21 protein-coding genes and 1 tRNA gene are annotated in these 20,725 nt (G+C 63.7%); 15 read left to right on the forward strand and 7 right to left on the reverse strand.

The genetic code is table 11. The features are described from left to right. The first annotated feature begins 179 nt into the window (after nucleotides 1-179). From AYK61_RS01395 to AYK61_RS01410, 4 genes are all read left to right on the forward strand, one after another. Nucleotides 180-1,553: a Mu transposase domain-containing protein gene (locus AYK61_RS01395; RefSeq protein ID WP_008720605.1), complete on the forward strand. Its 1,374-nt coding sequence runs from the start codon at nucleotides 180-182 to the stop codon at nucleotides 1,551-1,553. Further along, on the forward strand, nucleotides 1,550-2,404 hold the full coding sequence (gene istB / locus AYK61_RS01400) for an IS21-like element helper ATPase IstB (RefSeq protein ID WP_008720604.1): 855 nt from the start codon (nucleotides 1,550-1,552) through the stop codon (nucleotides 2,402-2,404). The genes AYK61_RS01395 and istB overlap by 4 nt, the downstream gene beginning before the upstream one ends. 355 nt (nucleotides 2,405-2,759) lie before the next feature. After that, nucleotides 2,760-3,194 carry a hypothetical protein gene (locus AYK61_RS01405; protein ID WP_121869527.1) on the forward strand — a complete coding sequence of 145 codons (435 nt, stop codon included), beginning with the start codon at nucleotides 2,760-2,762 and terminating at the stop codon, nucleotides 3,192-3,194. A 471-nt stretch (nucleotides 3,195-3,665) separates the two neighbouring features. After that, nucleotides 3,666-4,580 carry an AfsA-related hotdog domain-containing protein gene (locus AYK61_RS01410; RefSeq protein ID WP_121869528.1) on the forward strand — a complete coding sequence of 305 codons (915 nt, stop codon included), beginning with the start codon at nucleotides 3,666-3,668 and terminating at the stop codon, nucleotides 4,578-4,580. Here AYK61_RS01410 and AYK61_RS01415 read toward each other — a convergent pair. Then, nucleotides 4,558-5,199 (reverse strand): ScbR family autoregulator-binding transcription factor, encoded by a 642-nt coding sequence (locus tag AYK61_RS01415; RefSeq protein ID WP_121869529.1) that lies wholly within the window; start codon nucleotides 5,197-5,199, stop codon nucleotides 4,558-4,560. The genes AYK61_RS01410 and AYK61_RS01415 overlap by 23 nt on opposite strands. A gap of 96 nt (nucleotides 5,200-5,295) precedes the next feature. Here AYK61_RS01415 and AYK61_RS01420 point away from each other — a divergent pair, with 96 nt between their 5' ends. Next, complete coding sequence (locus AYK61_RS01420; RefSeq protein ID WP_128644713.1) at nucleotides 5,296-5,973, forward strand: VOC family protein; 678 nt, start codon at nucleotides 5,296-5,298, stop codon at nucleotides 5,971-5,973. Between the two features lies 1 nt (nucleotide 5,974). Here AYK61_RS01420 and AYK61_RS01425 read toward each other — a convergent pair whose 3' ends face one another. After that, entirely contained in the window at nucleotides 5,975-6,808 is an 834-nt protein-coding gene (locus tag AYK61_RS01425) for an oxidoreductase (RefSeq protein ID WP_121869531.1), read from the reverse strand. A gap of 96 nt (nucleotides 6,809-6,904) precedes the next feature. Between AYK61_RS01425 and AYK61_RS01430 the strand changes: the two genes are divergently transcribed. From AYK61_RS01430 to AYK61_RS01435, 3 genes are all read left to right on the forward strand, one after another. Then, nucleotides 6,905-7,372: an NUDIX domain-containing protein gene (locus AYK61_RS01430; RefSeq protein WP_121869532.1), complete on the forward strand. Its 468-nt coding sequence runs from the start codon at nucleotides 6,905-6,907 to the stop codon at nucleotides 7,370-7,372. Between the two features lie 74 nt (nucleotides 7,373-7,446). Beyond that, nucleotides 7,447-7,599: a hypothetical protein gene (locus tag AYK61_RS27160; RefSeq protein ID WP_183130124.1), complete on the forward strand. Its 153-nt coding sequence runs from the start codon at nucleotides 7,447-7,449 to the stop codon at nucleotides 7,597-7,599. Between the two features lie 52 nt (nucleotides 7,600-7,651). Beyond that, entirely contained in the window at nucleotides 7,652-9,118 is a 1,467-nt protein-coding gene (locus AYK61_RS01435) for a DHA2 family efflux MFS transporter permease subunit (protein ID WP_121869533.1), read from the forward strand. A gap of 10 nt (nucleotides 9,119-9,128) precedes the next feature. Here the strand turns inward: AYK61_RS01435 and AYK61_RS01440 are convergent, their stop codons facing one another. After that, complete coding sequence (locus AYK61_RS01440; RefSeq protein ID WP_121869534.1) at nucleotides 9,129-9,851, reverse strand: GAF and ANTAR domain-containing protein; 723 nt, start codon at nucleotides 9,849-9,851, stop codon at nucleotides 9,129-9,131. A gap of 114 nt (nucleotides 9,852-9,965) precedes the next feature. Between AYK61_RS01440 and AYK61_RS01445 the strand changes: the two genes are divergently transcribed. From AYK61_RS01445 to AYK61_RS01460, 4 genes are all read left to right on the forward strand, one after another. Continuing rightward, a complete protein-coding gene (locus tag AYK61_RS01445; RefSeq protein WP_121869535.1) occupies nucleotides 9,966-10,433 on the forward strand; it encodes a universal stress protein in 468 nt (155 codons plus the stop codon). Between the two features lie 106 nt (nucleotides 10,434-10,539). Continuing rightward, entirely contained in the window at nucleotides 10,540-12,330 is a 1,791-nt protein-coding gene (locus AYK61_RS01450) for a TIGR03767 family metallophosphoesterase (RefSeq protein WP_121869536.1), read from the forward strand. Further along, nucleotides 12,327-12,677, forward strand: coding sequence for a hypothetical protein (locus AYK61_RS01455; RefSeq protein WP_121869537.1), 351 nt, complete (start codon nucleotides 12,327-12,329; stop codon nucleotides 12,675-12,677). The genes AYK61_RS01450 and AYK61_RS01455 overlap by 4 nt, the downstream gene beginning before the upstream one ends. A gap of 11 nt (nucleotides 12,678-12,688) precedes the next feature. Beyond that, on the forward strand, nucleotides 12,689-13,288 hold the full coding sequence (locus AYK61_RS01460; protein ID WP_121869538.1) for an EI24 domain-containing protein: 600 nt from the start codon (nucleotides 12,689-12,691) through the stop codon (nucleotides 13,286-13,288). 212 nt (nucleotides 13,289-13,500) lie between these two features. Here the strand turns inward: AYK61_RS01460 and AYK61_RS27165 are convergent, their stop codons facing one another. The 3 genes from AYK61_RS27165 to AYK61_RS01480 form a co-directional block, all read right to left on the reverse strand. After that, complete coding sequence (locus tag AYK61_RS27165) at nucleotides 13,501-14,079, reverse strand: GGDEF domain-containing protein (protein ID WP_183130125.1); 579 nt, start codon at nucleotides 14,077-14,079, stop codon at nucleotides 13,501-13,503. Nucleotides 14,080-14,690: 611 nt separating this feature from the next. Further along, nucleotides 14,691-14,764, reverse strand: a tRNA-Ile gene (locus AYK61_RS01475). Nucleotides 14,765-14,833: 69 nt separating this feature from the next. Beyond that, on the reverse strand, nucleotides 14,834-16,969 hold the full coding sequence (locus AYK61_RS01480; protein WP_121869540.1) for a molybdopterin-dependent oxidoreductase: 2,136 nt from the start codon (nucleotides 16,967-16,969) through the stop codon (nucleotides 14,834-14,836). A gap of 85 nt (nucleotides 16,970-17,054) precedes the next feature. On the opposite strand from AYK61_RS01480, the gene AYK61_RS01485 reads away from it, so the two are divergent. From AYK61_RS01485 to AYK61_RS01495, 3 genes are all read left to right on the forward strand, one after another. Then, complete coding sequence (locus tag AYK61_RS01485) at nucleotides 17,055-17,858, forward strand: serine hydrolase (protein WP_121869541.1); 804 nt, start codon at nucleotides 17,055-17,057, stop codon at nucleotides 17,856-17,858. A gap of 144 nt (nucleotides 17,859-18,002) precedes the next feature. Continuing rightward, nucleotides 18,003-18,515 (forward strand): DUF3145 domain-containing protein, encoded by a 513-nt coding sequence (locus AYK61_RS01490; RefSeq protein WP_121869542.1) that lies wholly within the window; start codon nucleotides 18,003-18,005, stop codon nucleotides 18,513-18,515. A 91-nt stretch (nucleotides 18,516-18,606) separates the two neighbouring features. Further along, complete coding sequence (locus AYK61_RS01495) at nucleotides 18,607-19,053, forward strand: cold-shock protein (protein WP_121872334.1); 447 nt, start codon at nucleotides 18,607-18,609, stop codon at nucleotides 19,051-19,053. Between the two features lie 160 nt (nucleotides 19,054-19,213). Here the strand turns inward: AYK61_RS01495 and AYK61_RS01500 are convergent, their stop codons facing one another. Then, nucleotides 19,214-20,647 (reverse strand): acyl-CoA carboxylase subunit beta, encoded by a 1,434-nt coding sequence (locus tag AYK61_RS01500; protein WP_121869543.1) that lies wholly within the window; start codon nucleotides 20,645-20,647, stop codon nucleotides 19,214-19,216. Nucleotides 20,648-20,725: the final 78 nt, after the last annotated feature.

Raw genomic sequence — 20,725 nt, forward strand, 5'->3', positions numbered from 1 at the left:
GAAAACCGCCCGTGAAGACCGAAAGCAGTTTCGTGGACCGTTGACGGCGCTCAGTGAAAGTGCCCAGATCTGATCTCTGAAAGTGCTCACCCGTGTGGCTCCGCCAATGAGGGCGGGCCTCCTCCGATGCTGATGGTCTCTGACCACACACCAGCGCCCCGAAGGAGACCCGCGATCTCATGCTTACATGGGAAGAGGACATGGAGATATCCGCACTGCACAAACGAGGCATGTCGATCTCGGACATCGCCCGCCATACCGGCCGCAACCGCCGCACCGTCCGCAACTACATCAACGGAACCACCACCCCAGGTGTGCGACGAAAGTCCACGACGGACCCGTTCGAGGACTTCATCGACTACATCCGCTACCGATTCACCGAGGACCCGCACCTGTGGGCGGTCGCCCTGTTCGACGAACTGTTGGCCCTGGGCTTCGCACTGTCCTATCCGACGATGACCCGCAAGATCCGGCAGCAGAAACTACGCCCGATCTGCCTGGCCTGCAGGACCGCAACCGACCGAGCCAACGCCATCATCGACCACCCACCGGGCGAAGAAACCCAATGGGACTACGTCGATCTACCGAACCCGCCGACTGAATGGGGTTGGGGCAGAACAGCACACCTGTGGGTCGGCTCCCTCGCACACTCGGGGAAATGGCGGGCGGTACTGACCCCGTCGATGGATCAACCACATCTGGTCGACAATCTCGACCGCGTTGTCCGCGCTCTCGGCGGCACCACCCGAGTCTGGCGTTTCGACCGGATGGCCACTGTCTGCCACCCCGAGTCCGGTGCGGTGACCGCCAGCTTCGCCGGCGTCGCGAAGTACTACGGGGTCTCGGTCGCGATCTGCCCACCGCGGAGAGGGAACCGCAAAGGTGTCGTCGAGAAAGCGAATCACACTGCAGCACAACGCTGGTGGCGGTCGTTACCGGACATGAGCGTCGAGCAGGCCCAAGCGCATCTCGACAACTTCTGTGCCGCCATCTCCGACAGTCGCACCCGCCACACCCCGGACGGAACCAGCACTGTCGCCGACCTCGCAGCGGCCGAACCCCTGCAGGAACCGCCGGCGACGGCGTATCCGGTGATTCTCGGCGACAGTCGGACGGCGTCGCGGCAAGCGTTGGTGTCCTACCGCGGCAACCAGTACTCCGTCCCGCCGGAGTTGGCGTCCGCGCAGGTCACCGTCACCCGCCCCGTCGGCGGTAGTCATCTCGACATCGTCACCGCCTCCGGCATCACTGTCGCCAGGCATGCGGTCGCCGCCGACGGTCTCGGCATGATCGTCCGCGACAGCGGTCATGTCGTCGCACTCGAACGGGCCGCGATGGCGACCGCGAACACCGGCAAACCGCACCGCCGCAAAGAACGGATACCACCCGGGCCTGATGCGCTCAGGGCGGCAGAAGTATTGCGTGGCAGCAGTTTCCATAGTACGAACTACTCGACAGGAGCAGCTGAAACCGATTCCGCGGCAGCATCATCGGATGTCATCGACCTCTCGGCCTACGAGCGGGCTGCACGGGGAAGGAACACTCTCGCATGAGTGAAACACCGAAAGGAGGTGCCGCTGCCGATCGACTTCCCGCACCGAACACCGCGGAAGCAGCGAGCCTTTACCAACGTTTGCGTGGCCATCTCGGGGTCCTCAAACTCGCCGACGCCGCCGAAGCACTGCCGGCGGTCCTCGACCAGGCCGCGGCGGAGGAGCTGTCGATGACGGCGGCGCTGGAGCGGTTGCTCTCGATCGAGGTTGCTGCCACCGAAGCGCGGCGGTTGGCAGGCAGGTTGCGGTTCGCGTGCCTGCCGACCCCGGCATCGCTCGAGGACTTCGATTTCGACAACGCCGCCGGGGTCGACAAGAAGCTGATCGACGAGCTCGCGACCTGCAGATATTTGGAGACCGCTACCAATGTGCTGCTCATCGGCCCGCCGGGGGTCGGGAAGACGCATCTGTCGGTCGGGTTGGCGCGGGCTGCTGCGCATGCCGGGTATCGGACGTATTTCACCACCGCCGCCGATCTCGCCGCTCGATGTCACCGGGCTGCGATCGAAGGCAGATGGGCGACGACGATGCGGTTCTACGCCGGGCCGACACTGTTGGTGATCGACGAACTCGGGTATCTTCCGTTGCCGGGAGAGGCGGCTTCGGCGTTGTTTCAGGTTGTCTCGCAACGGTATATGAAGACATCGATCGTGATCACCAGCAATCGTGGTGTCGGATCGTGGGGAACGGTTCTCGGTGACGACACCGTCGCAGCAGCCATGCTCGACCGTCTCCTGCATCGATCGGTAGTCCTCGATATGTCCGGTGATTCCTACCGGCTCCGCGATCACAACGCACGATCGGAGAAGCTCCGCAAAGCCGTCACCGGGACCCGTCAACCGCTACAGTGATCACCGCTACCGGGTGAGCACTTTCGCTGAGCGAAGTTGAGCATTTTCGATGAGCGCCATCACCGTCAAGAGAGCGAAGCTCGAAGGACTTGTCGGTGGTTGCGGATAGCGTTTCTCCCGTGATCAGCCCATAGTCCGTATGGCGAGAACTTTCCACTCCAGCCCGAGAGCGACTGCTCGCAGCCGACTTGGACAAACCGCTGCCGGTCGAGCTTTCGCCCCATCTCGAATCGGCAGGTTTGCCCTATTTGCTTGGGGTCAAGCAACTCACCCAGCCGGGAAGTGGCGCAAGGACTTACCAAGCGTCACTGGGGTTCGACGCGTTCGTGCAAACCAAAAAGAGAGAGGCTGGATTGTGAACTACGACGCACTGCTTGGAATCTTGGAAGAGGCGGACTCGGAGAGCTGGCACGTCATCGAGAGGGCGGGACACACCCACCGAGATGGCCACTACGGCACCGCCGTGTATATCCCCGATACGGGCCTCACCGTGGCGTGGGGACGGGACGCGGACGGCGTGGGTGACGGTGCCGAGGAGTGGTGGTGGGATGTTTTGGATAAGACCGTCCACAATCAGCAGATCGATTTCTTTTGGAATGGCTCGCTGGTCCATCGGGTTGAATACGCGGGTCCCGATGGTGGCCGAAGTGTCGTCCCCTGGCCTGACGGAAACCGGACGGTCGACCGTCACGAGCTACAGGTTGTGCGGCTGCTCGACGGACTTAGGGGCGGTTCGATGAACTCCGTCGACAGCACGATGCAGACAGCCAAATTGACCGTTCGGGAGTAGCTCAGGGGAGTCTGTACCCAACACTTTCCCAACACTTTCAGCCCCAATCAGCCCCGAAAACTGACGACTCGTTGCGATAGACCGCAACCACTTGAACCGCATATAACTGCAGTTCAGGGTGGGTAAAGGCGAACATCTGCGGTCAGCGAAAATTCTTGGATGCAGCTACGAAGGGTTCCTGGTTCGAGTCCAGGTGGGGGAGCGCAGTCCCCGTCCGGTTCGCCCGGGCCGGGATTTTTGCTGTCGGGAGTGTGCCACACGAGCCCCCGGCGCGGCCCGTGAACGTACCGGACATGTGGTACCGGGAGTTCGAGTTAGTTAACAGATCGTGACAGTTATTTCTGTATATCGATTGAATGAATCCCTTCGACCGATGCCAGTTTTGTCGGTCGCCCGCTACATACTGAGCGAGCGATCCCGGTGGCTCAACAGTGCTATAAAAAGCCGGGTCGGTCGGTTTTAAGGGGCTTCATGAGTTTGAGTTACGCAGCAACAGTTCCGCGTCACCTCGTGCATCGGAGGTCGCCGGGCGACGTTCTGTTGACCGATTACGAGACCGTCGACGGTACGCATCGGGCGGCGGTGCAGTTCCCCACGTCGCATCGCATGTTCGCGCCGGTGCGCCGAACCCACGACTCGTTGATGGTGGCCGAGGCTCTGCGCCAAGCGATCAGCCTCTTCTGCCACGTCAACCACGGCGTGCCACTCGATCACGTGGTGTTCATCGAGCACTCCCGCTTCGAGATCCTGGACCCGCTCTCGGTCGACGACATCGACGATTCGCTTGTCGCAGAGTCGATCACGACCGACGTGACGTTCGAGAACGAGTCGCTGGACAACATGAAGCTCTCCGCCCGACTCCTGAACGGCACCCACCTCGTCGCGTCGGGGACGGCGTCGGTCCGGACCATCGGACCCGAGGTGTATTCGCAGTTCCGCAAGTCGACCATTGCCGACCCCCACTTCCGTTTCCTGCCGGCCGGAACCGAGGTGGTCCCGCCGTCCTCCGTCGGACGTCTCGATCCGTCCGACGTGGTGCTGGCACGGCACACATCCGACGGGACCATCGTCGTCGCGCCGGATCCGCGCAACCTGGCGATGTTCGATCACTCGGTCGAGTACCTGCCGGGCGTCACGATGCTCGAGGCGGCACGCCAGGCTCTGCGCTTGGCCACCGAAACACCGGCGCTGGATTTCACCTCCTGCGAGGTGAGGTTCATGGGTTTCGCCGAGTGGACCAATCCGTGCTCGGTGATCGTCGACACGGCCTCCACCGACGGCCTCTACCGCATTCAGTTCGAGCACGACGGCGAGGTGCTGTCGGCGATGTCCGTCACGGTGACGTCCGAACCGTGGTTGGCGCCTACCGATCGCTCCAGTCGATAAGGGCGTCTTCGGCGATCGCCATCACCCGCGGGAGGCGTCGGCGCGGCACCACCGCGGGCAGCAACATCTGCCACATCTCGGTCAGCCTTTGCTGTAGATCGGCGCGTCCGGTCAACATCTCCGACACCGTCTGCACGCCGGTGAACGACGCGACGATGTATCGACCGAGCGTGAGTGCGTCCATACCGTCGACGATGTCGCCCTCGGCCTGAGCGCGTGCGGCCAGATCGCCCATCTTTCCGATCCAGTCCTCGAACGCTCGCGCATTGGGGCTGTCGACGATGGCCGACTCCAGCGTCAACCGCATACCCCCGCGGGCGATGGAGTCGGTCTGCAGTTGGCGTCCCAACTCCTTGCTCACCAGGATCAGGGCGTCCAGCGCTTTCGGTGTCTGCTCGATGACGATGGCGCTCGCACTCGCCGCCATGGCCAGCTGCGCGTCGATCACTGCTTGCGCCAGGTCTTCCTTGGACGAGAAATGGAAGTACATCGCGCCCTTGCTGACCCCGGCATGGGCGATGATGGTGCTCAAACTTGCTGTGCCGTAACCGAACTTCTCGAAACTGGCGGCGGCCCCTTCGAGTACGGCCTGCCTGGTGGACGCTGCACGCTCCTGCATCGGTAGACAATAACTGTTGCCCGGGTTCGCGGCACGGCGGAGTGGAGGCCGTTCGCGCTGCAAAACAGTCCTGGACGGGTGCGTACGATCGGCGCGGTGACTACAGCGAGATTCAAGGATCTGTGTATCGATGCAACGAATCTCGAGGCAATGGTGACCTTCTGGTCGGCCACCATCGGACTCGATGTCGTTCGTACGGGCTCGCCCGACATCGTGAAGCTCAGCGGGAGCGAGCCCACACAGACCATCTGGGTCAATCGCGTACCGGAATTCAAGGCAGTCAAGAATCGTGTCCATCTGGACGCGCACGTGACAACGACCGAACTTCCCGGTGCCACGCCTCTTTCCGCCCCGGGCGAATTCGGCTGGCGCGTGATGGCCGATCCCGACGGAGGGGAGTTCTGCGCCTTCGTCCGTCCGGAAGTCGGCCCCTACAGGATGTACGAACTGGTGGTCGACGCTCTCGACGCGAAGACTCTGGCCAGCTGGTGGTCGCAGGTACTCGGCGGAACGACAGAGGTCAGCGAGGAAGGCTGGCACGCGATCGAGGGCGCTGCCGGAGTGCCGTTCGAGTCGATGGTCTTCGCCCAGGTTCCCGAAGCCAAGACCGGCAAGAACCGTGTCCACTGGGACATCGAGGTCGATTCCGTCGACGCGATCGCCGAATTGGAATCCCTCGGCGCACGGGTGCTCCGGCGACCGGACTCGGACATCGAATGGACGGTCATGGCGGACCCGGAGGGCAACGAGTTCTGTGTGTTCGTGACTGGGTGAGTCACCTGTGGTCGGTATCGGAACCCGCAGGGCGAACGTCGCGGGCTTGATCGAGCCGACCCTGGAGGTAGGTCTCGATCCACTCGAAGGACTTCGAGCCCAGCGGAAGCCGCAGTGGGGGAGTTTCCGAAGAAATCGCGGCGATGACGGCATCGACACCGCGGCGTGGGTCGCCGGGCTGATGGCCGTGGGTGGCTTCGAAAGCGGTTCGAGCCGGTCCGATCAGGGTGGCGTAGTCGTCCAGAGGGGTTCCCCATTGCATCGACCGTCCGCTCGCGTCGGTGCGAAACGGGCCCGGTTCGACGATGGTGACACCGATACCGAGATGACGCACCTCCGCGGCGAGAGCCTCCGAAAAGCCTTCGAGCGCGAATTTGCCTCCTGCATACGCGGTTCCGCCCGGACCGGGTACCACGCCGATAACCGAGGACATCTGCACGATGTGGCCGCTACGGCGCGCCCGCATCGAAGGCAGCACCGCCCGGGTGACGGCCAATGGGCCGAAGAAGTTGACCTCGAGGTTGTGGCGAAAGTCGGGTTCGTCGATCTCCTCGAACGCGCCGAGCAGGCCCACACCGGCGTTGTTGACCAGGACGTCGATGCGTCCGAACCGGTCGAGAGCGTAGGCCACGGCGGAGTCGATCGAATCTCGGTCGGTCACATCGAGCTGTGCGTGAAGCAACCGATCGCTTTCGGGCCCCTCGAGATCGGCGACGCTGCGGGCGGTGGACAACACTCGATCACCCGCGTCCAATGCGGCAGCGACGAATTGACGGCCGAAACCCGAGCTGGCCCCGGTGATCAACCAGACCCTGTCCGATCCCGTCGTGTCCATGTCGCCCTACCTCTCGAATATGCGTGGTCGTGAGCCGCGATAACGGTAGTGACGGCGAATGACGGAGAGCAACCGAATTGATGGCAGGCTGAGGCAATGGTCAATACGAGTGCAGGAATCCTGTTGTATCGCGTCGGTGTCGACGGCCCGGATGTCCTGATCGCTCACCCCGGCGGACCGTTCTGGGCGCGCAAGGACGACGGAGCTTGGTCGATCGTCAAAGGGTTGATCACCGATGGAGAAGATCCCTGGACGGCGGCCCAGCGGGAATTTCGAGAGGAAGTCGGCACCGATGTGCCGGCCGGAGAACCCGTCGAACTGGGCACCGTCACACAGCGCGGCGGAAAGATCGTCACCGCGTTCGGCGTCGAGGCCGATCTGGATGTCTCGAATGCGGTGAGCAACACATTTGAGATCGAGTGGCCCCCGAAATCCGGTCTCATTAAGTCGTTTCCCGAGGTCGACCGCGTCGAGTGGTTCCCGGTGGCGCAGGCGAGAACGAAGCTGCTCGTCTCCCAGCACCCCTTTCTGGACGCACTGGAGGCGGTTGTCGCAGCGCCGTAGTTTCGGCGTCGGTTCCCGGGGTATCCACCGGCCGGAAATGACGAGGGTCGCGGATGCAGGGTGGGAAATCGATCATGACACCAACGGGTACGGCGGGCGCGACTGCTCACGCGGAGACTGCTCTCGTGGAGACCGTGTGGGGTGGCCGAGTTGTGGCATCGGCGTTCGTGGTCTTGGCCACCGGACTGTCGTGGGTCTTCGTGGCGACGGCAATGATCGGACAGTGACCCAGGATCGGTCGGCCGATACTGCTCGGCGACAACGACGAAGGACGGCACAGTGACCGACGGCATTGCCTCTGCAACTCCACCGGGGACAGAGGTGCCCGCACGCGCCTGGAAAGCGCTCGTGGTTCTGCTGCTCGGCATGTTCATGGCTCTGCTGGACACCACCATCGTCAACGTGGCACTACCGACGATCAGCACCACGCTGGACGCGTCGGAATCGGTTCTGTCGTGGATCATCTCGGGGTACGCACTCGCCTTCGGCTTGGCTCTCATCCCGGCGGGCAAGGTGGGCGACCGGATCGGCCACAAATGGGTCTTCTTCACCGGGCTCGCACTCTTTACCCTCGCAAGCTTCGCGTGTGGGCTGGCTCAGGACGATCTGCAGCTTGTCGTCGCGCGAGTCGTTCAGGGCTTGGCGGGCGGCATGTTCGTCCCGGCGGTCACCGCCTTCATTCAGCTGTTGTTCCCAGGACCGGTGCGGGGCAAGGCATTCGCCATCATGGGTGCGGTCATCGGAGTCTCGACAGCGCTCGGTCCCATCGTCGGTGGCCTGATCATCCAGGCTTTCGGCGACGAGAACGGCTGGCGACTGGTCTTCTGGGTCAACCTGCCGATCGGAATCGTCGGTCTCGTCGCGGCTGCAGTGCTGCTCCCGAACAAGACCGATGCCGAGCCGGCGGCCCGCCCCGGAATCGACTGGCTCGGGCTGGTACTCATCTCCGCAGGTCTCATCGCACTGCTCGTTCCGCTGATCGAGGGCCAGGAATTGGGCTGGCCAATGTGGACCTACCTGACGATCGCCGCAGGAATCGGCCTCATCGCGCTGTTCGGCTGGTGGGAAGTGATTCGGAGCGGCCGCGGACAGAATCCGTTGGTGCCACCTCGATTGTTCACCCGTCCGGCGTTCACCGGCGGTGTCATCCTCGCGCTCGTCTACTTCGCGGCCTTTACCAGCATCTTCTTCACCATCTCGTTGCTGTGGCAGACCGGACTCGGCAACACGGCACTGGCATCGGGACTGGTGTCCATACCGTTCGCGATCGGCAGCATCATTGCCGCCTCGCAGAGCAACAGGCTGACGATCCGTCTCGGTCGCACCGTTCTGATACTCGGCGCGTCGCTCGTCTCGATCGGGCTGATCTGGCTGTGGATCATCCTCGCGACCAGCTCGGCCGACACGATCTCGCACTGGACGCTGTTGGTTCCACTGTTCATCGCGGGTCTGGGCAACGGCGCTTTCATCGCACCCAACGCCCAGTTCATCGTCGCCACCGTCGATCGCGACGACGCGGGAGCCGCGAGCGGGGTCATCTCCACCATGCAGCGCGTCGGCTCGGCGATCGGTATTGCCGTGATCGGCAGTGTGCTGTTCGGGTCTCTGGACATCACCGGCCCCGACACCGTCGGGTCGGGCTTTCTGCACGGCGCGGCGATGGCAATGGCAGTCAGTGCAGCGTTCAGTGTGGTGGCGCTGGCTTTGGTCTTCGCGCTTCCCAAGAAGGTTCAGCGCGCGCACTGAGCGCACATGCTCAGCGGTTCAAGCCCTTGCTGTGCCGATCGACAACGGTTGCTGCGAGATCGGCAATCTTGACGTTGAGGTCCTGAGAGGACTTACGCAGCAGGGCGAACGCCTCGTCGCCTGACACGTCGTGCAGGGCCATGATCAGGCCGATCGCCTTGCCGATCTCACGGTTGCTCTCGAGCCCGTCACGCAGAGTCGACGCCTCTTGACCGTTCATGACCGCAGCAACGGTGACAGCCGTGAACGCCGTCAGAATGATCGCCTTGCTCGCGCTGTCGGTATCGAACACACCCGGCTTGTCGGTGAACAGGTTGAGCGCGCCGACCTTCTGATCGTCCACGTTGAGCCGAAATCCCATGGCCCCTCGTACCGGCGTGCGGTTCAACACACCGCGGGCCATCGCGGGCCACTGCGTCGGAGTTCGGAAGTCGGCCTCGAGCTGCGCTGCCTCGCTGGTGATCGCGTCCAGACACGGGCCTTCGCCGGTGGCGCGCTCGATATCGTCGACGACACGAGCGATGTCGTCGGAGGCCGCGACGGTGACCGGCTTTCCGTGGCGCATCAGCATCAAGCTCGCATGGTCGCAGTGGGGAACAACCAGTACGGCGGCGTTGCAGATTGCGGTGTAGATCTCTTCCGCGCTGCTGCCTCGATACACGATGTCGGCCAGCGCGGCGAACACGGTGGCCGGATCGGTCGACGGGCCGTCGTGCTGCGTGACTTCGTTCACTTGGCTACTCCCGTCCAGTGTCGGTGTTCGAGCGACCGGCACTCGAAGTGAACCAACCGTACCGCCACGGGATGGGGTGTTCGAACATGCGGGTACCGGCAGTAGCCTCGACTCGTGAGCGATGCGCAAGAATCCACCGGTTTCGAGTACGGCCACGACGGTCCCAAGTCGATCGTGGTGGGGGTCGACGGTTCCGATTCTTCCTGGCGTGCCGCAGCCTATGCAGCGGGACTCGCTCGCAGGCAGCGGTCGCTGCTGGTGCTGGTGTACGTCCAACCCATTGCGACGGCGTCGTGGGGCCAGGCCGGCATCTCACTCGTCGAAACCGGTCAGCAGATCGCCGACGAGTTGCTCGACTACGTCCGGACCTCTGCTGCCCGATTCGGAGATCGGGAGCACGTGCGGTGGGAGTTCCGCACCGCGCAGGGTGACCCGTACTACGGACTGATCGCCGTGGCAGAGCAACTGCGCACCGACGCGGTAGTGGTGGGCGCATCCGAGAATGCGGGGCATCGAATCGCCGGTTCGGTGGCGGTGCGGTTGGTCAAAGCGGGCCGCTGGCCGGTGACCGTGGTGCCCTGAACGGTCCGAAAGCGAGCCGATCCGCGGTCTGGCCTGTAAAAATAGGCAGTCACCTCGTCGGATGCGAGGCGCACGTGGTGCCGTTCTCGAGGATCCGAGGAGTTCCATGGCAGGGCTGTCGCGTCGACAATTCATTGCTCGAGTGGGGGCTCTTGCCGCGGCGTGGGGGATTGCACCCCACGTGCTGGGTAAGGCTCTCGTTGCGCATGCCCAGCCTGTGCAAACGAACGGGACCGGAACGCTCGCGCAGACGATTCTGCGAACCTCGACCGGGCCGGGGAAGTACCGCGTGCTCGGTGCCGGACCGGGGGAGCCGTACGTTGCTCGGCTGGACGTTCTCGGACGAGCGCCGAATCCGTCGAGGGTCCAGTCGCGACGGTCGTTGCTCTATCTCGGGCACCTGTCGGACATGCACGTCATCGACGCGCAGTCGCCCGGACGGATCGAGCCCATGATCGTCTCCGACCACGCAGCATGGGGCTCGGCGTTCCACCCGCAGGATCCGCTCACGGTGCACGTCACCGCGGCGATGGTGAAGGCGTTCGCGGACGCGCGGATCAGCCCGGTTACCGGCGCACCGATGGGAGCGGCAGTGGTCACCGGGGACAGCGCCGACATGCACTCGCACCTCGAACTACGCTGGTACGTAGACGTTCTCGACGGCGTTCCGGTTCGGCCGACCAGCGGGGACTCGAAGGTCTTCGAGGGTGTTCAGGCTTGGCCGGAGGCGCAGTGGGCCTACCGGCCCGGTGATCCCTCGGGAGGCTCGTTCGGCGACTACGGATTCCCGACGCTTCCCGACCTCCTCGAGCAGGCAATGTCTGGAACCGTGGAATCGGTGGGGCTGCCGGTGCCGTGGTATTCGGTGTACGGCAACCACGACACACTGTTGCTCGGCACCTTCGATCTGTCCTCGCAGCTGCACGCGCTCGCCGTCGGGGGTCGCAAGGCGTACACCCTCGAGGCGACGGCCACCTCGGCACTGGCCGGCTACGCGTCGACGGCCAGTCCGTTGCAGAGAATGGTCGATGCGCTGGGCGTGGGATCCGGTGCGCGACCGGGGTTTCGCGCAGTCTCGGCCGATCCGGCGCGGTACCTGTTCGAGCAACGCGAGTTCATGCAGGAGCACTTCGAGACCACGCCGACACCGGGTCCGATCGGTCACGGCTTCACCCAACACAACCTCGATTCGGGCGAGACCTGGTGGACGGCAGACCCCACCCCGAACATCCGCACGTTCGGTCTCGACACCTGCAACGCTGTGGCCGGGCCCGACGGTGCGGTTCCGGAGAACCAATTCGATTGGCTCACCCAGCAATTGGAGCGGGCGCAGGCCGAGAACAAGCTCGTGCTGATCTACACGCACCACAACAGCCTGACGTTGGAGAACCGGGCACAGAGGCCTGGGCAATCGGTGAAGCTCTACGGCGCAGACGAATTCATCGATCTGCTGTTGAAGTATCCGGTGGTGATCGGCTGGCTCAACGGCCACACCCACCAGAATCAGATTCTGGCGCACTCGCGAGACGGACGAGGATTCTGGGAGATCACGACCGCGTCGTGCATCGATTTCCCGCAGCAGCAGCAAGTGGTCGAGATCGTCGACAACCGAGACGGGACCCTGTCGCTGTTCACCACGGTTCTCGATCACGCGTCTCCGGTCACGCCCGGAAACAGCGGCAGCTACCTGGATCTGGCGTCGCGTAGCCGCGAGTTGGCGGCCAACGACTGGGCCGAGAATCCGCTGATGCGGCGTGGGTCGCGTCTGGATCGCAATACCGAATTGCTCCTGCCGGCTCCGTTCGATCTGAGCACCATCACCGACGCCGCTCTCGAGAAACAACACCTCGACGAGCACGCGAGACTGATCGCTTACGAGACGAGGCAGGGCCGATGAACGGATTTTGCAGAAAGCTCCTCGCCGTATTCGCTGTGATGGTCTGTGCGGGGTGTTCTCAGACCGCTGCGCTTGCCCCGGTCGGCGGTGCCGAACTCGGAAATCTGCGTTACGCCGTGAACGACGTTCTGCTGGAGAAGGGAATCGAGATATTGGTCGCGCCGGTGTGCTCGGGTGCCGGAGCAGACATCGAATGTGCCGGGGAGACAACCGACAACGAGGCGATTACCGGTTCGGCAACGTCGGACGACGCGAGCACCGTCGAGATCAAGGTCGGTACGGAGGTTCTCTACTCGGGTTCCGTGCAGGACGTGCTCGACCGCAACTCGACGGTCGGTGCGCCGTGAGAGGGAGTGCGGTGCTTGTTGCCGTGGTGGTCGTGTCTGCTCTGGTTCAGGCTCTGACAGTCCTGGGCGATCCCGTACCCACGTCCTCTGTCGGGTTCGCGGCATTGGTTCTGGCTTCTGCTGCCGCGGTGGTATTCGCGCTGTGGATCACCGCATCGACAGCACTCGATGTGGTGGACGGCAACGTCCGCGGTGCGCTGGGTCGGGCATGGCGACGGCCGCGCGTCCTGGTGTGGTGCGTGGCGTTGACCGGGGTGGCCGTTGCGCTGGCAATTCTTTACCCGCTGCTTCCGGTCATCGTGATTGTGGTTGCGCTGCTGATACTTCCGGGCGTGGCCGACGGACAACGACATCCGTTCCGCGCAGCGTCGGCTATGGTCCGGCGGTCCCCGGGGCGGTGCGCAGTCGCGGCTGTCGTCACGATTCTGGCCTATGTCCTTGCCTGGGTCGTGGCACTGGTACTGGGTTTCTTCGTCACCGGTGTCCTGGCGGCGCTCCTCACGTGGCTGTGGTTCGGGGCGAATGCTGCTGTGCTGCTGGTGTATTGGTCGCGGTTGTATCGAAGGGCGGTCCGCTACGAAGTGGAGTCAGACGTCGCCGAGCGGCGGTAGTCGTCGGGTGAGACGCCGATGACACGCTCGAACGCCACCGACAAAGCGCTGTCCGAGCCGTACCCCACGTCGCGGGCGATCTTCGCTGGCCGCCCTAGATCTTTCGGAATTCGACATACGCAATGGATGATGTCGAATACACGATCGCTCGACGGGACACTCGAAGACGGCGTGTCGGTTCGCGCAGCAATTGAGCTGCCCGATTGCCGAGCTCATCGCTCCCGCACGCGATGTGCCTTGTTCCGATACATCGCGGTGTCGGCCCGATGAATGAGCGTCGCGGCCGAATCGGCGGGTCGTCGTCTTGCCTCACCTGTGCTTATGGATACACGCTCATGCCCATCGATTCCAAGGGGGTGCGTTGCTGCCTCTGCCGCCGCTGCGATGTAGTCGTGTAGGTAACGCTGTTCGTCGAACTGCCAGACGAAGCCTCGGTGAGGCCACACGGATGGGCGGGAAGCGATCAGGAACTCATCACCCGCATACCGGCAGACGATTCTGTCGTCGTGCGACAGGGCGTGAAGTCGGTCGGCGATCGCTGACAGGACTGCGTCTCCGGCGGCATGGCCGTAGCCGTCGTTGACTTGCTTGAAGTGATCGACATCGGCAAACATCACCATTACTTCGTCGCCGGCTGCAATCCAATCGTCGATGACCGAGACCGCCACGTTGCGACGGTACAGCCCGGTCAGGTCGTCGCGTTCTGCGAGCTCTCGCCACGTTCGTGCCTCACGGACAATAGGATTCGCAAGATCCAGGGCAACGACGATGAGAGGCATGCCGTCGATCACCGCGAGTCCGGTGTGCGTCCAGCACGACACCGACACCTCGTCGTCTTGGTGGAGCCGTCGCATCGCGGAGACTGGCGTCTGCGACGATTCCCCTGTTCGAGCGAAGTCGGTCAGTAGATCCTCTGATACGGCCCGGATCGCCGCATGCTCCGTTGGGTGCACGAAGGCAAAGACATCGCGGGTGTCGCTGTATGTGCGGGATAGGTTCGCAGACGTTCGGCACGCGGTGTTGACGGCCAGGATGTGAAAACTGGTGTCGTGAACAAGCGCGGGAAGTGGGATAGCGGCGACGATCTGCTGCGCGCTAGCTATCCGTGGCACACCCTCGCTTCCACGTGCCTCCACCTTGTCCAGGGTAAACCGACGGGAATTGCCGCGAACAAAATACTACCGGTCAGTAAGCAACGCCACACACGGCAAGAACATGCCTCACAAGACGCGGGCTCGTCGGTTGCGCCGAAATATGGTCTACGACGTCACTCTGGAACTTATCCGACCATCCTCGGCTGTCGGGATCGCACCGTGCAGAATCCGCGATCCTGCGCCGACGACAACGTTGCCCAAAAATGGTCTGTTCTTCGACAAGTCGAGCCACAGTGGTCAACCGGGTGTGGGGCGGGCGGGGCTCGAACCCGCGACCAATGGATTATGAGTCCACGGCTCTAACCGACTGAGCTACCGCCCCATGCCCGTACCAGGTACGAGCCTGCAGAATCGTACAGAATCACGCAGCCTCGTCGGTGCATCGGGGCAGCTATTTCGCTCGGACCTGCACCGGGACGCCGTTGAGGATCGCGTTCGCCGAGACGGCGTCGACACGGCTCGGGTCGGTGATGTCGTTGACACTGGGGCCGGTCACCGTCGTGGCGACGGACAGCTCCACGCCGGGGCGCTGATGTCCGAACCCATGCGGCATGCTCACCACACCCGGCATCATCTTCTCCGACGCCGCCACCTCGATGTCGACGGTCCCGGCGGCGGAGGTCACCGAAACCATCGCCCCGTCCTCGATGCCGCGGTGTTGCAGGTCGTCCGGGTGGGCCAGAAGCTGATGTCGCGCTTTGCCTTTGGTGAGCCGGGCGGTGTTGTGCATCCACGAGTTGTTGCTGCGCAGGTGTCGACGACCGATCAGCAACAATTCATCGCCGGTCGCAACGGCGCTCGAATGCATCAGGTCCACCAATGCGGGAAGTTCGGCAACAACGATGTCCTGAATCAGCTGTACCCGCTTGTCCCGAGTCTTCAGCTTCTGCGGGAAGCCGGGACGCAGTGGTCCGAGATCGACACCGTGTGGGTTGGCTCGAAGTTTTTTGAGCGACAATCCTTTTCGTTGGCTGCGGAGCAGGATGTCCAGGGTGCGGGCGGGGGAAAGTCGCAGGCGTGCCTCGCCGATCACGCTCTTCGGAGTCAATCGTGACTTCAGTCGACCGATCGTCGAACCGGCCATCCGGCTCTTGTAGCGCAGCGACAGATCTCGGAAGATTTCCCAATCATGCTTTGCCTCGGCCTTCTTGGGCACCACCGCGGGCATGTACTTGGCAGTGTTGTGTACCGCGAAGGAGTTGAAGATCAGGTCGTAGTGGTCACGTTCGAGAGACATCGTCGGCGGCAGAATCACGTGTGCGTGACGCGAGGTCTCGTTGATGTAGAAGTCGAACGACACCATGAAGTCGAGGCCTGCGAACGCGTCGTTCAAGGTGGTGCCGCCGGGCATCGACAACACCGGATTACCGGACAGAACCGCCATCGCGCGGATCTGATCCTTGCCCTCGGTGGTGATCTCGTCGACGAGCGTCGAGCAGGGGTATTCGCCTGCGAACTCGGGCAGGTCGCGAACGCGGCTGCGCCACTTGTCGAAATGACCGCGGCCGACGATGCCCTGCTTGATCAGATCGATCGCGGGATCGGTCACCATGGCACCGCCGGGGCGGTCGAGATTGCCCGTGATGATGTTCAGTACCTGAATTGCCCACTGGCACACGGTGCCGAACTGCTGGGTCGAGACCCCCATTCGGCCGTACGCCACCGCGGACTTCGCCGAGGCGAAATCACGTGCCAGGGTCGAGATCTCTTCCGCCGCAATCCCCACGACCGGAGCAACGGATTCGGGAGTGAACTCGGCGACGAGGTCTGCGAGGCGATCGGCCCCGTCGATGTAGTCGGCCACGCGCACGGTGCCGTCGGCGACGATGATGTGGATCATCGCGAGCAGTAGCAGTGCATCGGTGCCGGGGCGAACGAAGAAGTGCGTGTCTGCGATGTCGGCGGTCTCGGTCTTGCGCGGATCCACCACGACCAGCCGTCCGCCCCGTTTACGCAGTGCCCGTGCTCGTCTGGCGAAATCGGGGACGGTCATCATGGAACCGTTCGATGCCATCGGGTTGCCGCCGAGGACGAGGAAGAAGTCGGTTCGATCGATGTCCGGGATCGGCAGCAGCAGTTGATGCCCGTACAGCAGGTGATCGACGAGCTGATGTGGGAGTTGATCCAGCGAGGTCGCGGAGTATCGATTGCGTGTCCGCAGGAGCGAGGTGAAGGGAATGCCGTGGGTCATCGCGCCCATCGAGTGCACGTTGGGGTTGCCCTGATAGATGCCGACCGCATTGCGGCCGTACTTCTCACGCGTCGAGATCAGACCGTCGATCACGAGGTCGTACGCCTCGTCCCACCCGATCTTCTCCCACTTCTGACCCACGCGTTTGACCGGTGTGGTGAGTCGATCGGTATCGGAATGCAGGTCGATCAGCGACAGAGCCTTCGGGCAGATGTGACCGCGGGAGAGAGGGTCCTTCTCGTCACCGCGGATGGCCGTCACCGCATCGTTCTCCACCGTGAACTCGAGCCCACAGATCGCTTCGCACAGATTGCACGAGCCATACACAACCGACATCGCATTCCTCCCACTCATGTGCTGCGAGCGTAGCCCGGCGGGGGACCGGGGCACCGTCATCGACCGACAATTAGGCTCGTGAATCGTGACCACCCTCGATCTCACGGCCTCCTGGCCCGTCGACCATGTCAGTGCAGCAGTCGTCACCGACTCCGGAGTTCGTGAAGAGGTCGGCGACACCGATCGCGTCTACGAGCTGGCCTCGGTCACCAAACTGCTCAGTGCGTACGCCGTTCTCGTCGCCGTCGAGGAAGGTGCGGTTGAGCTCGATCAACCCGCAGGGCCGGAAGGGTCGACGGTGCGTCACTTGCTGGCACACGCGTCGGGACTTGCGTTCGGCGACCGCACAGTCCAGGCACCGGCCGGTACCAAGCGGATCTACTCGAGCGCTGGGTTCGAGGTGCTGGCCGAACTGATCGAAACCGAGGCAGGCATCGCCTTTCCCGACTACCTCGACGAGGCCGTGTGCCGGCCACTGCAGATGACGAACACCGCGCTACCGGGATCGGCAGGCCACGGTGCCAGCTCCACCCTGGCGGACCTGAAGAAGTTCGCGGCCGAGTTGTTGGAACCGACGCTCCTCGCGTCGCAGACCCTCTCGTCGGCGACAGCCGTCCAGTTCCCCGGCCTCAATGGAATCGTGCCCGGGTACGGATCGCACAAGCCGTGCGACTGGGGACTCGGGTTCGAGCTGCGCGGAGAGAAGACCCCACACTGGACCGGAAGTGACAACTCGTCGGCCACGTTCGGGCACTTCGGGCAGGCCGGAACGTTCCTGTGGGTGGACCCGTCCGTGCGAACGGCATGCGTGGTGTTGACCGACCGAGCCTTCGGAGACTGGGCGAAACCGCTGTGGCCCGAACTGTCCGACGCCGTCCTTGCAGGGTGAATACCGACCGTTCACAGATTGCACTGGCGCAACAGGGGTAACTCGGGGCACACTAGTACACATACGTGTTGATTCACTGCAGCCAGCCGAAGCATGTCGAGGTCGTTGGGGAAGACGTCCCTCGTCGAAGCTGGAGGTAGTGCAATGCGTGGATCGAATCAATTCGCAGAAGCGACGTCGGGTGTCGTGTACATCCACTCGTCGCCCGCGGCGTTGTGCCCGCATGTCGAATGGGCGTTGTCCGACGCCCTCGATTGCCGTGCGAATTTGAAGTGGTCTGCGCAGCCGGCCTCCGACGGGCAGCTGCGCGCCACCACCGACTGGATCGGCCCGGTCGGCACCGGAGCGACCCTCGCCGGCATCCTGCGCTCGTGGCAGATGTTGCGCTTCGAGGTGACCGAGGACCCCAGCGAAGGCGTCGACGGCGAACGGTTCTCGCACGTACCCGGTCTGGGGCTGTGGCGTGGATCTACAAGCGCGAACGGTGACGTGGTCCTCGGCGAGATGCGTCTGCGAGCCCTCATGGAGAACAACCAGGGCAACCTCACCGCGGCCGTGGAGCATGCTCTCGGCTCGGACTGGGACGCCGCCCTCGAGCCGTTCCGCACCGGTGGTGCCGGAGCCGAAGTGACGTGGTTGAGCCGCAACGTCGGCTAGTCGTGGGAGTTGCTGGGGGTTCGGTGTCGCGGTAGTTTCGCGTGCGTGCCTGGGGTAGGCATGTGGGAACGACCGTGGAGTGGTGAGTTCGATGTTGTCGACCGGAAAAGTGATCAGATTCGACGAGTTCAAGGGGTACGGATTCGTAGCGCCGGACGAGGGCGGCGAGGACGTGTTCATCCACGTCAACGATCTGGATTTCGACAAAAGGCTGCTGGCACCGGGGGTTCGCGTCGAATACGTGGCCGTCGACGGCGACCGAGGACTCAAGGCCACTCAGGTACAGATCATCGACGGTCCGGCATCGACCGCGCTGGTCACCCGACGCAAGCCCGACGTGCCGTTCCACGACGTTCCGGTCAGCGAACACCAGCAGCTCGAAGACGTCATCTGCGACGTGCTCTCCGAAGCGGACTTCACTGCCGAAGTGACCGAGGCGCTGCTGACAGCCAACGGAACCGTGACGGCAGCGCAGATCCTCGACATCCGATCAGCGATGCTGCGAGTGGCTCACGACCACAAGTGGATCGAGAACTGACCGACGCGTAGCCGCTTCATCGCGCCCTGGAGCCCGCTCGGTTCCGGATGAATGTGGCTTTGTTGCATTCAGAGCGCCTCGGAGTCGCATTGATCCCAACGGGGGCGGGCAAACAACCGGGGCGGGGTGTTGAGTCAGGGCCGCAAGCGAAACCAAGCGATCAGAGCGGAATGTTCTTGTGGTTGCCGCGTGCCGCGGGCGCAGCAGCGAGGGCCTTGGCGACGGTGCTGCGAGTCTTGCTCGGCTCGATGACCTCGTCGACGACACCGATGGCCACGGCACGCTCGACGCCGCCGGCGATGTTTTCGTGCTCGACGGTGAGGCGATCGTGCAGTGCCTCACGCTCCTCCTCGGGAGCGGCTGCGAGCGCCTTCTTGTGCAGGATGCCGACGGCGGCCTTCGCGCCCATCACGGCGACCTCGGAACCGGGCCAGGCGTAGACGGCGGTGGCACCGAGTGCGCGAGCGTTCATCGCGATGTATGCGCCGCCGTAGATCTTGCGGGTCACCAGGGTGACGCGGGGGACCGTGGCTTCGGCGAAGGCGTGCAACAGCTTTGCGCCGCGGCGGACGACGCCTTCCCATTCCATGCTGACGCCGGGAAGGTAACCGGGCACGTCGACGACCACGATGAGCGGGATGCCGAACGCGTCACACAGTCGTACGAAACGTGCGGCCTTCTCGGCGCTTTCGGAGTTGAGGCAACCGCCGAGGCGAATGGGATTGTTGGCGATGACGCCGACGGTGCGGCCGCTGATGCGTCCGAGGCCGATGACGATGCTGCGAGCCCAGCCGCCCTGGAACTCCTCGAAGGTGGATTCCCCTTCGACGTTGTCCAGCAATTCGTGCACGATCGGGTGCACATCGTATGCGCGACGGTTGGATTCGGGCATCAGCGCCCGGAGGTCTGTGTCGCCGTGCTCGGCGGCGGCGATGTCGAATTCGCCCTGCTCGCAGAACATGGACACCAGACGGCGGGCACGGGTGAACGCGTCCATCTCGCTGTCGGCGACGATGTGGCACACGCCGGACTTCTTGTGGTGGGTGTCGGGGCCGCCGAGCGAGGCCATGTCGACCTGCTCACCGGTGACGCTGCGGACGACGTCGGGACCGGTGACGAACACGCGTCCCTCGGGAGCCATGATGACGACGTCGGTCAACGCAGGACCGTAGGCGGCGCCGCCGGCTGCGAAGCCGAGGACGACGGAAACTTGGGGGACGAGGCCGGATGCTCGAACCATGGCCTCGAAGACGAGTCCGACGGCGTGGAGAGCTTCGACGCCCTCGGCGAGGCGAGCGCCTCCGGAGTGCCAGACGCCGACGATCGGAGCGCGCTGCTCGATGGCCGTGTCGATGGCGGCGACGATGTGCTTGCAGCCGTCTACTCCCATGGCACCGCCCATGACGGTGGCATCGGAGCAGTAGGCGATGGTGTGGACGCCGTCGATTTCACCGGATGCGGCGAGGATGCCGGATTTGTCCCGATCGTGCAGGGGCACAGTGGTTCCGGCGTCGAACAGGTTCTCGAGGCGGGCGAGTGGATCGCGGGGATCGGTGGAGGTACCGGATCGTGTGACAGGGGCCAGAATGGTCATCGCTTGTCCTTCTTCAGGGCCCCTGGCGGGGGCGAGGCCCGAACCGGGGCCGTTCCCTGGGAACGGCCCCAGCCCGGA

This window comes from Rhodococcus sp. SBT000017 (assembly GCF_003688915.1).
GTDB lineage: Bacteria > Actinomycetota > Actinomycetes > Mycobacteriales > Mycobacteriaceae > Rhodococcoides.

Coding starts and splice junctions, on each gene's coding strand:
- AYK61_RS01395 (WP_008720605.1), top strand. CDS start 180: ATGCTTACATGGGAAGAGGACATGGAGATATCCGCACTGCACAAACGA.
- istB (WP_008720604.1), top strand. CDS start 1,550: ATGAGTGAAACACCGAAAGGAGGTGCCGCTGCCGATCGACTTCCCGCA.
- AYK61_RS27160 (WP_183130124.1), top strand. CDS start 7,447: ATGACACCAACGGGTACGGCGGGCGCGACTGCTCACGCGGAGACTGCT.
- AYK61_RS01450 (WP_121869536.1), top strand. CDS start 10,540: ATGGCAGGGCTGTCGCGTCGACAATTCATTGCTCGAGTGGGGGCTCTT.
- AYK61_RS01415 (WP_121869529.1), bottom strand. CDS start 5,199: ATGCAGGAGCGTGCAGCGTCCACCAGGCAGGCCGTACTCGAAGGGGCC.
- AYK61_RS01495 (WP_121872334.1), top strand. CDS start 18,607: ATGTTGTCGACCGGAAAAGTGATCAGATTCGACGAGTTCAAGGGGTAC.
- AYK61_RS01500 (WP_121869543.1), bottom strand. CDS start 20,647: ATGACCATTCTGGCCCCTGTCACACGATCCGGTACCTCCACCGATCCC.
- AYK61_RS01490 (WP_121869542.1), top strand. CDS start 18,003: ATGCGTGGATCGAATCAATTCGCAGAAGCGACGTCGGGTGTCGTGTAC.
- AYK61_RS01430 (WP_121869532.1), top strand. CDS start 6,905: ATGGTCAATACGAGTGCAGGAATCCTGTTGTATCGCGTCGGTGTCGAC.
- AYK61_RS01410 (WP_121869528.1), top strand. CDS start 3,666: ATGAGTTTGAGTTACGCAGCAACAGTTCCGCGTCACCTCGTGCATCGG.
- AYK61_RS01425 (WP_121869531.1), bottom strand. CDS start 6,808: ATGGACACGACGGGATCGGACAGGGTCTGGTTGATCACCGGGGCCAGC.
- AYK61_RS01480 (WP_121869540.1), bottom strand. CDS start 16,969: ATGTCGGTTGTGTATGGCTCGTGCAATCTGTGCGAAGCGATCTGTGGG.
- AYK61_RS01455 (WP_121869537.1), top strand. CDS start 12,327: ATGAACGGATTTTGCAGAAAGCTCCTCGCCGTATTCGCTGTGATGGTC.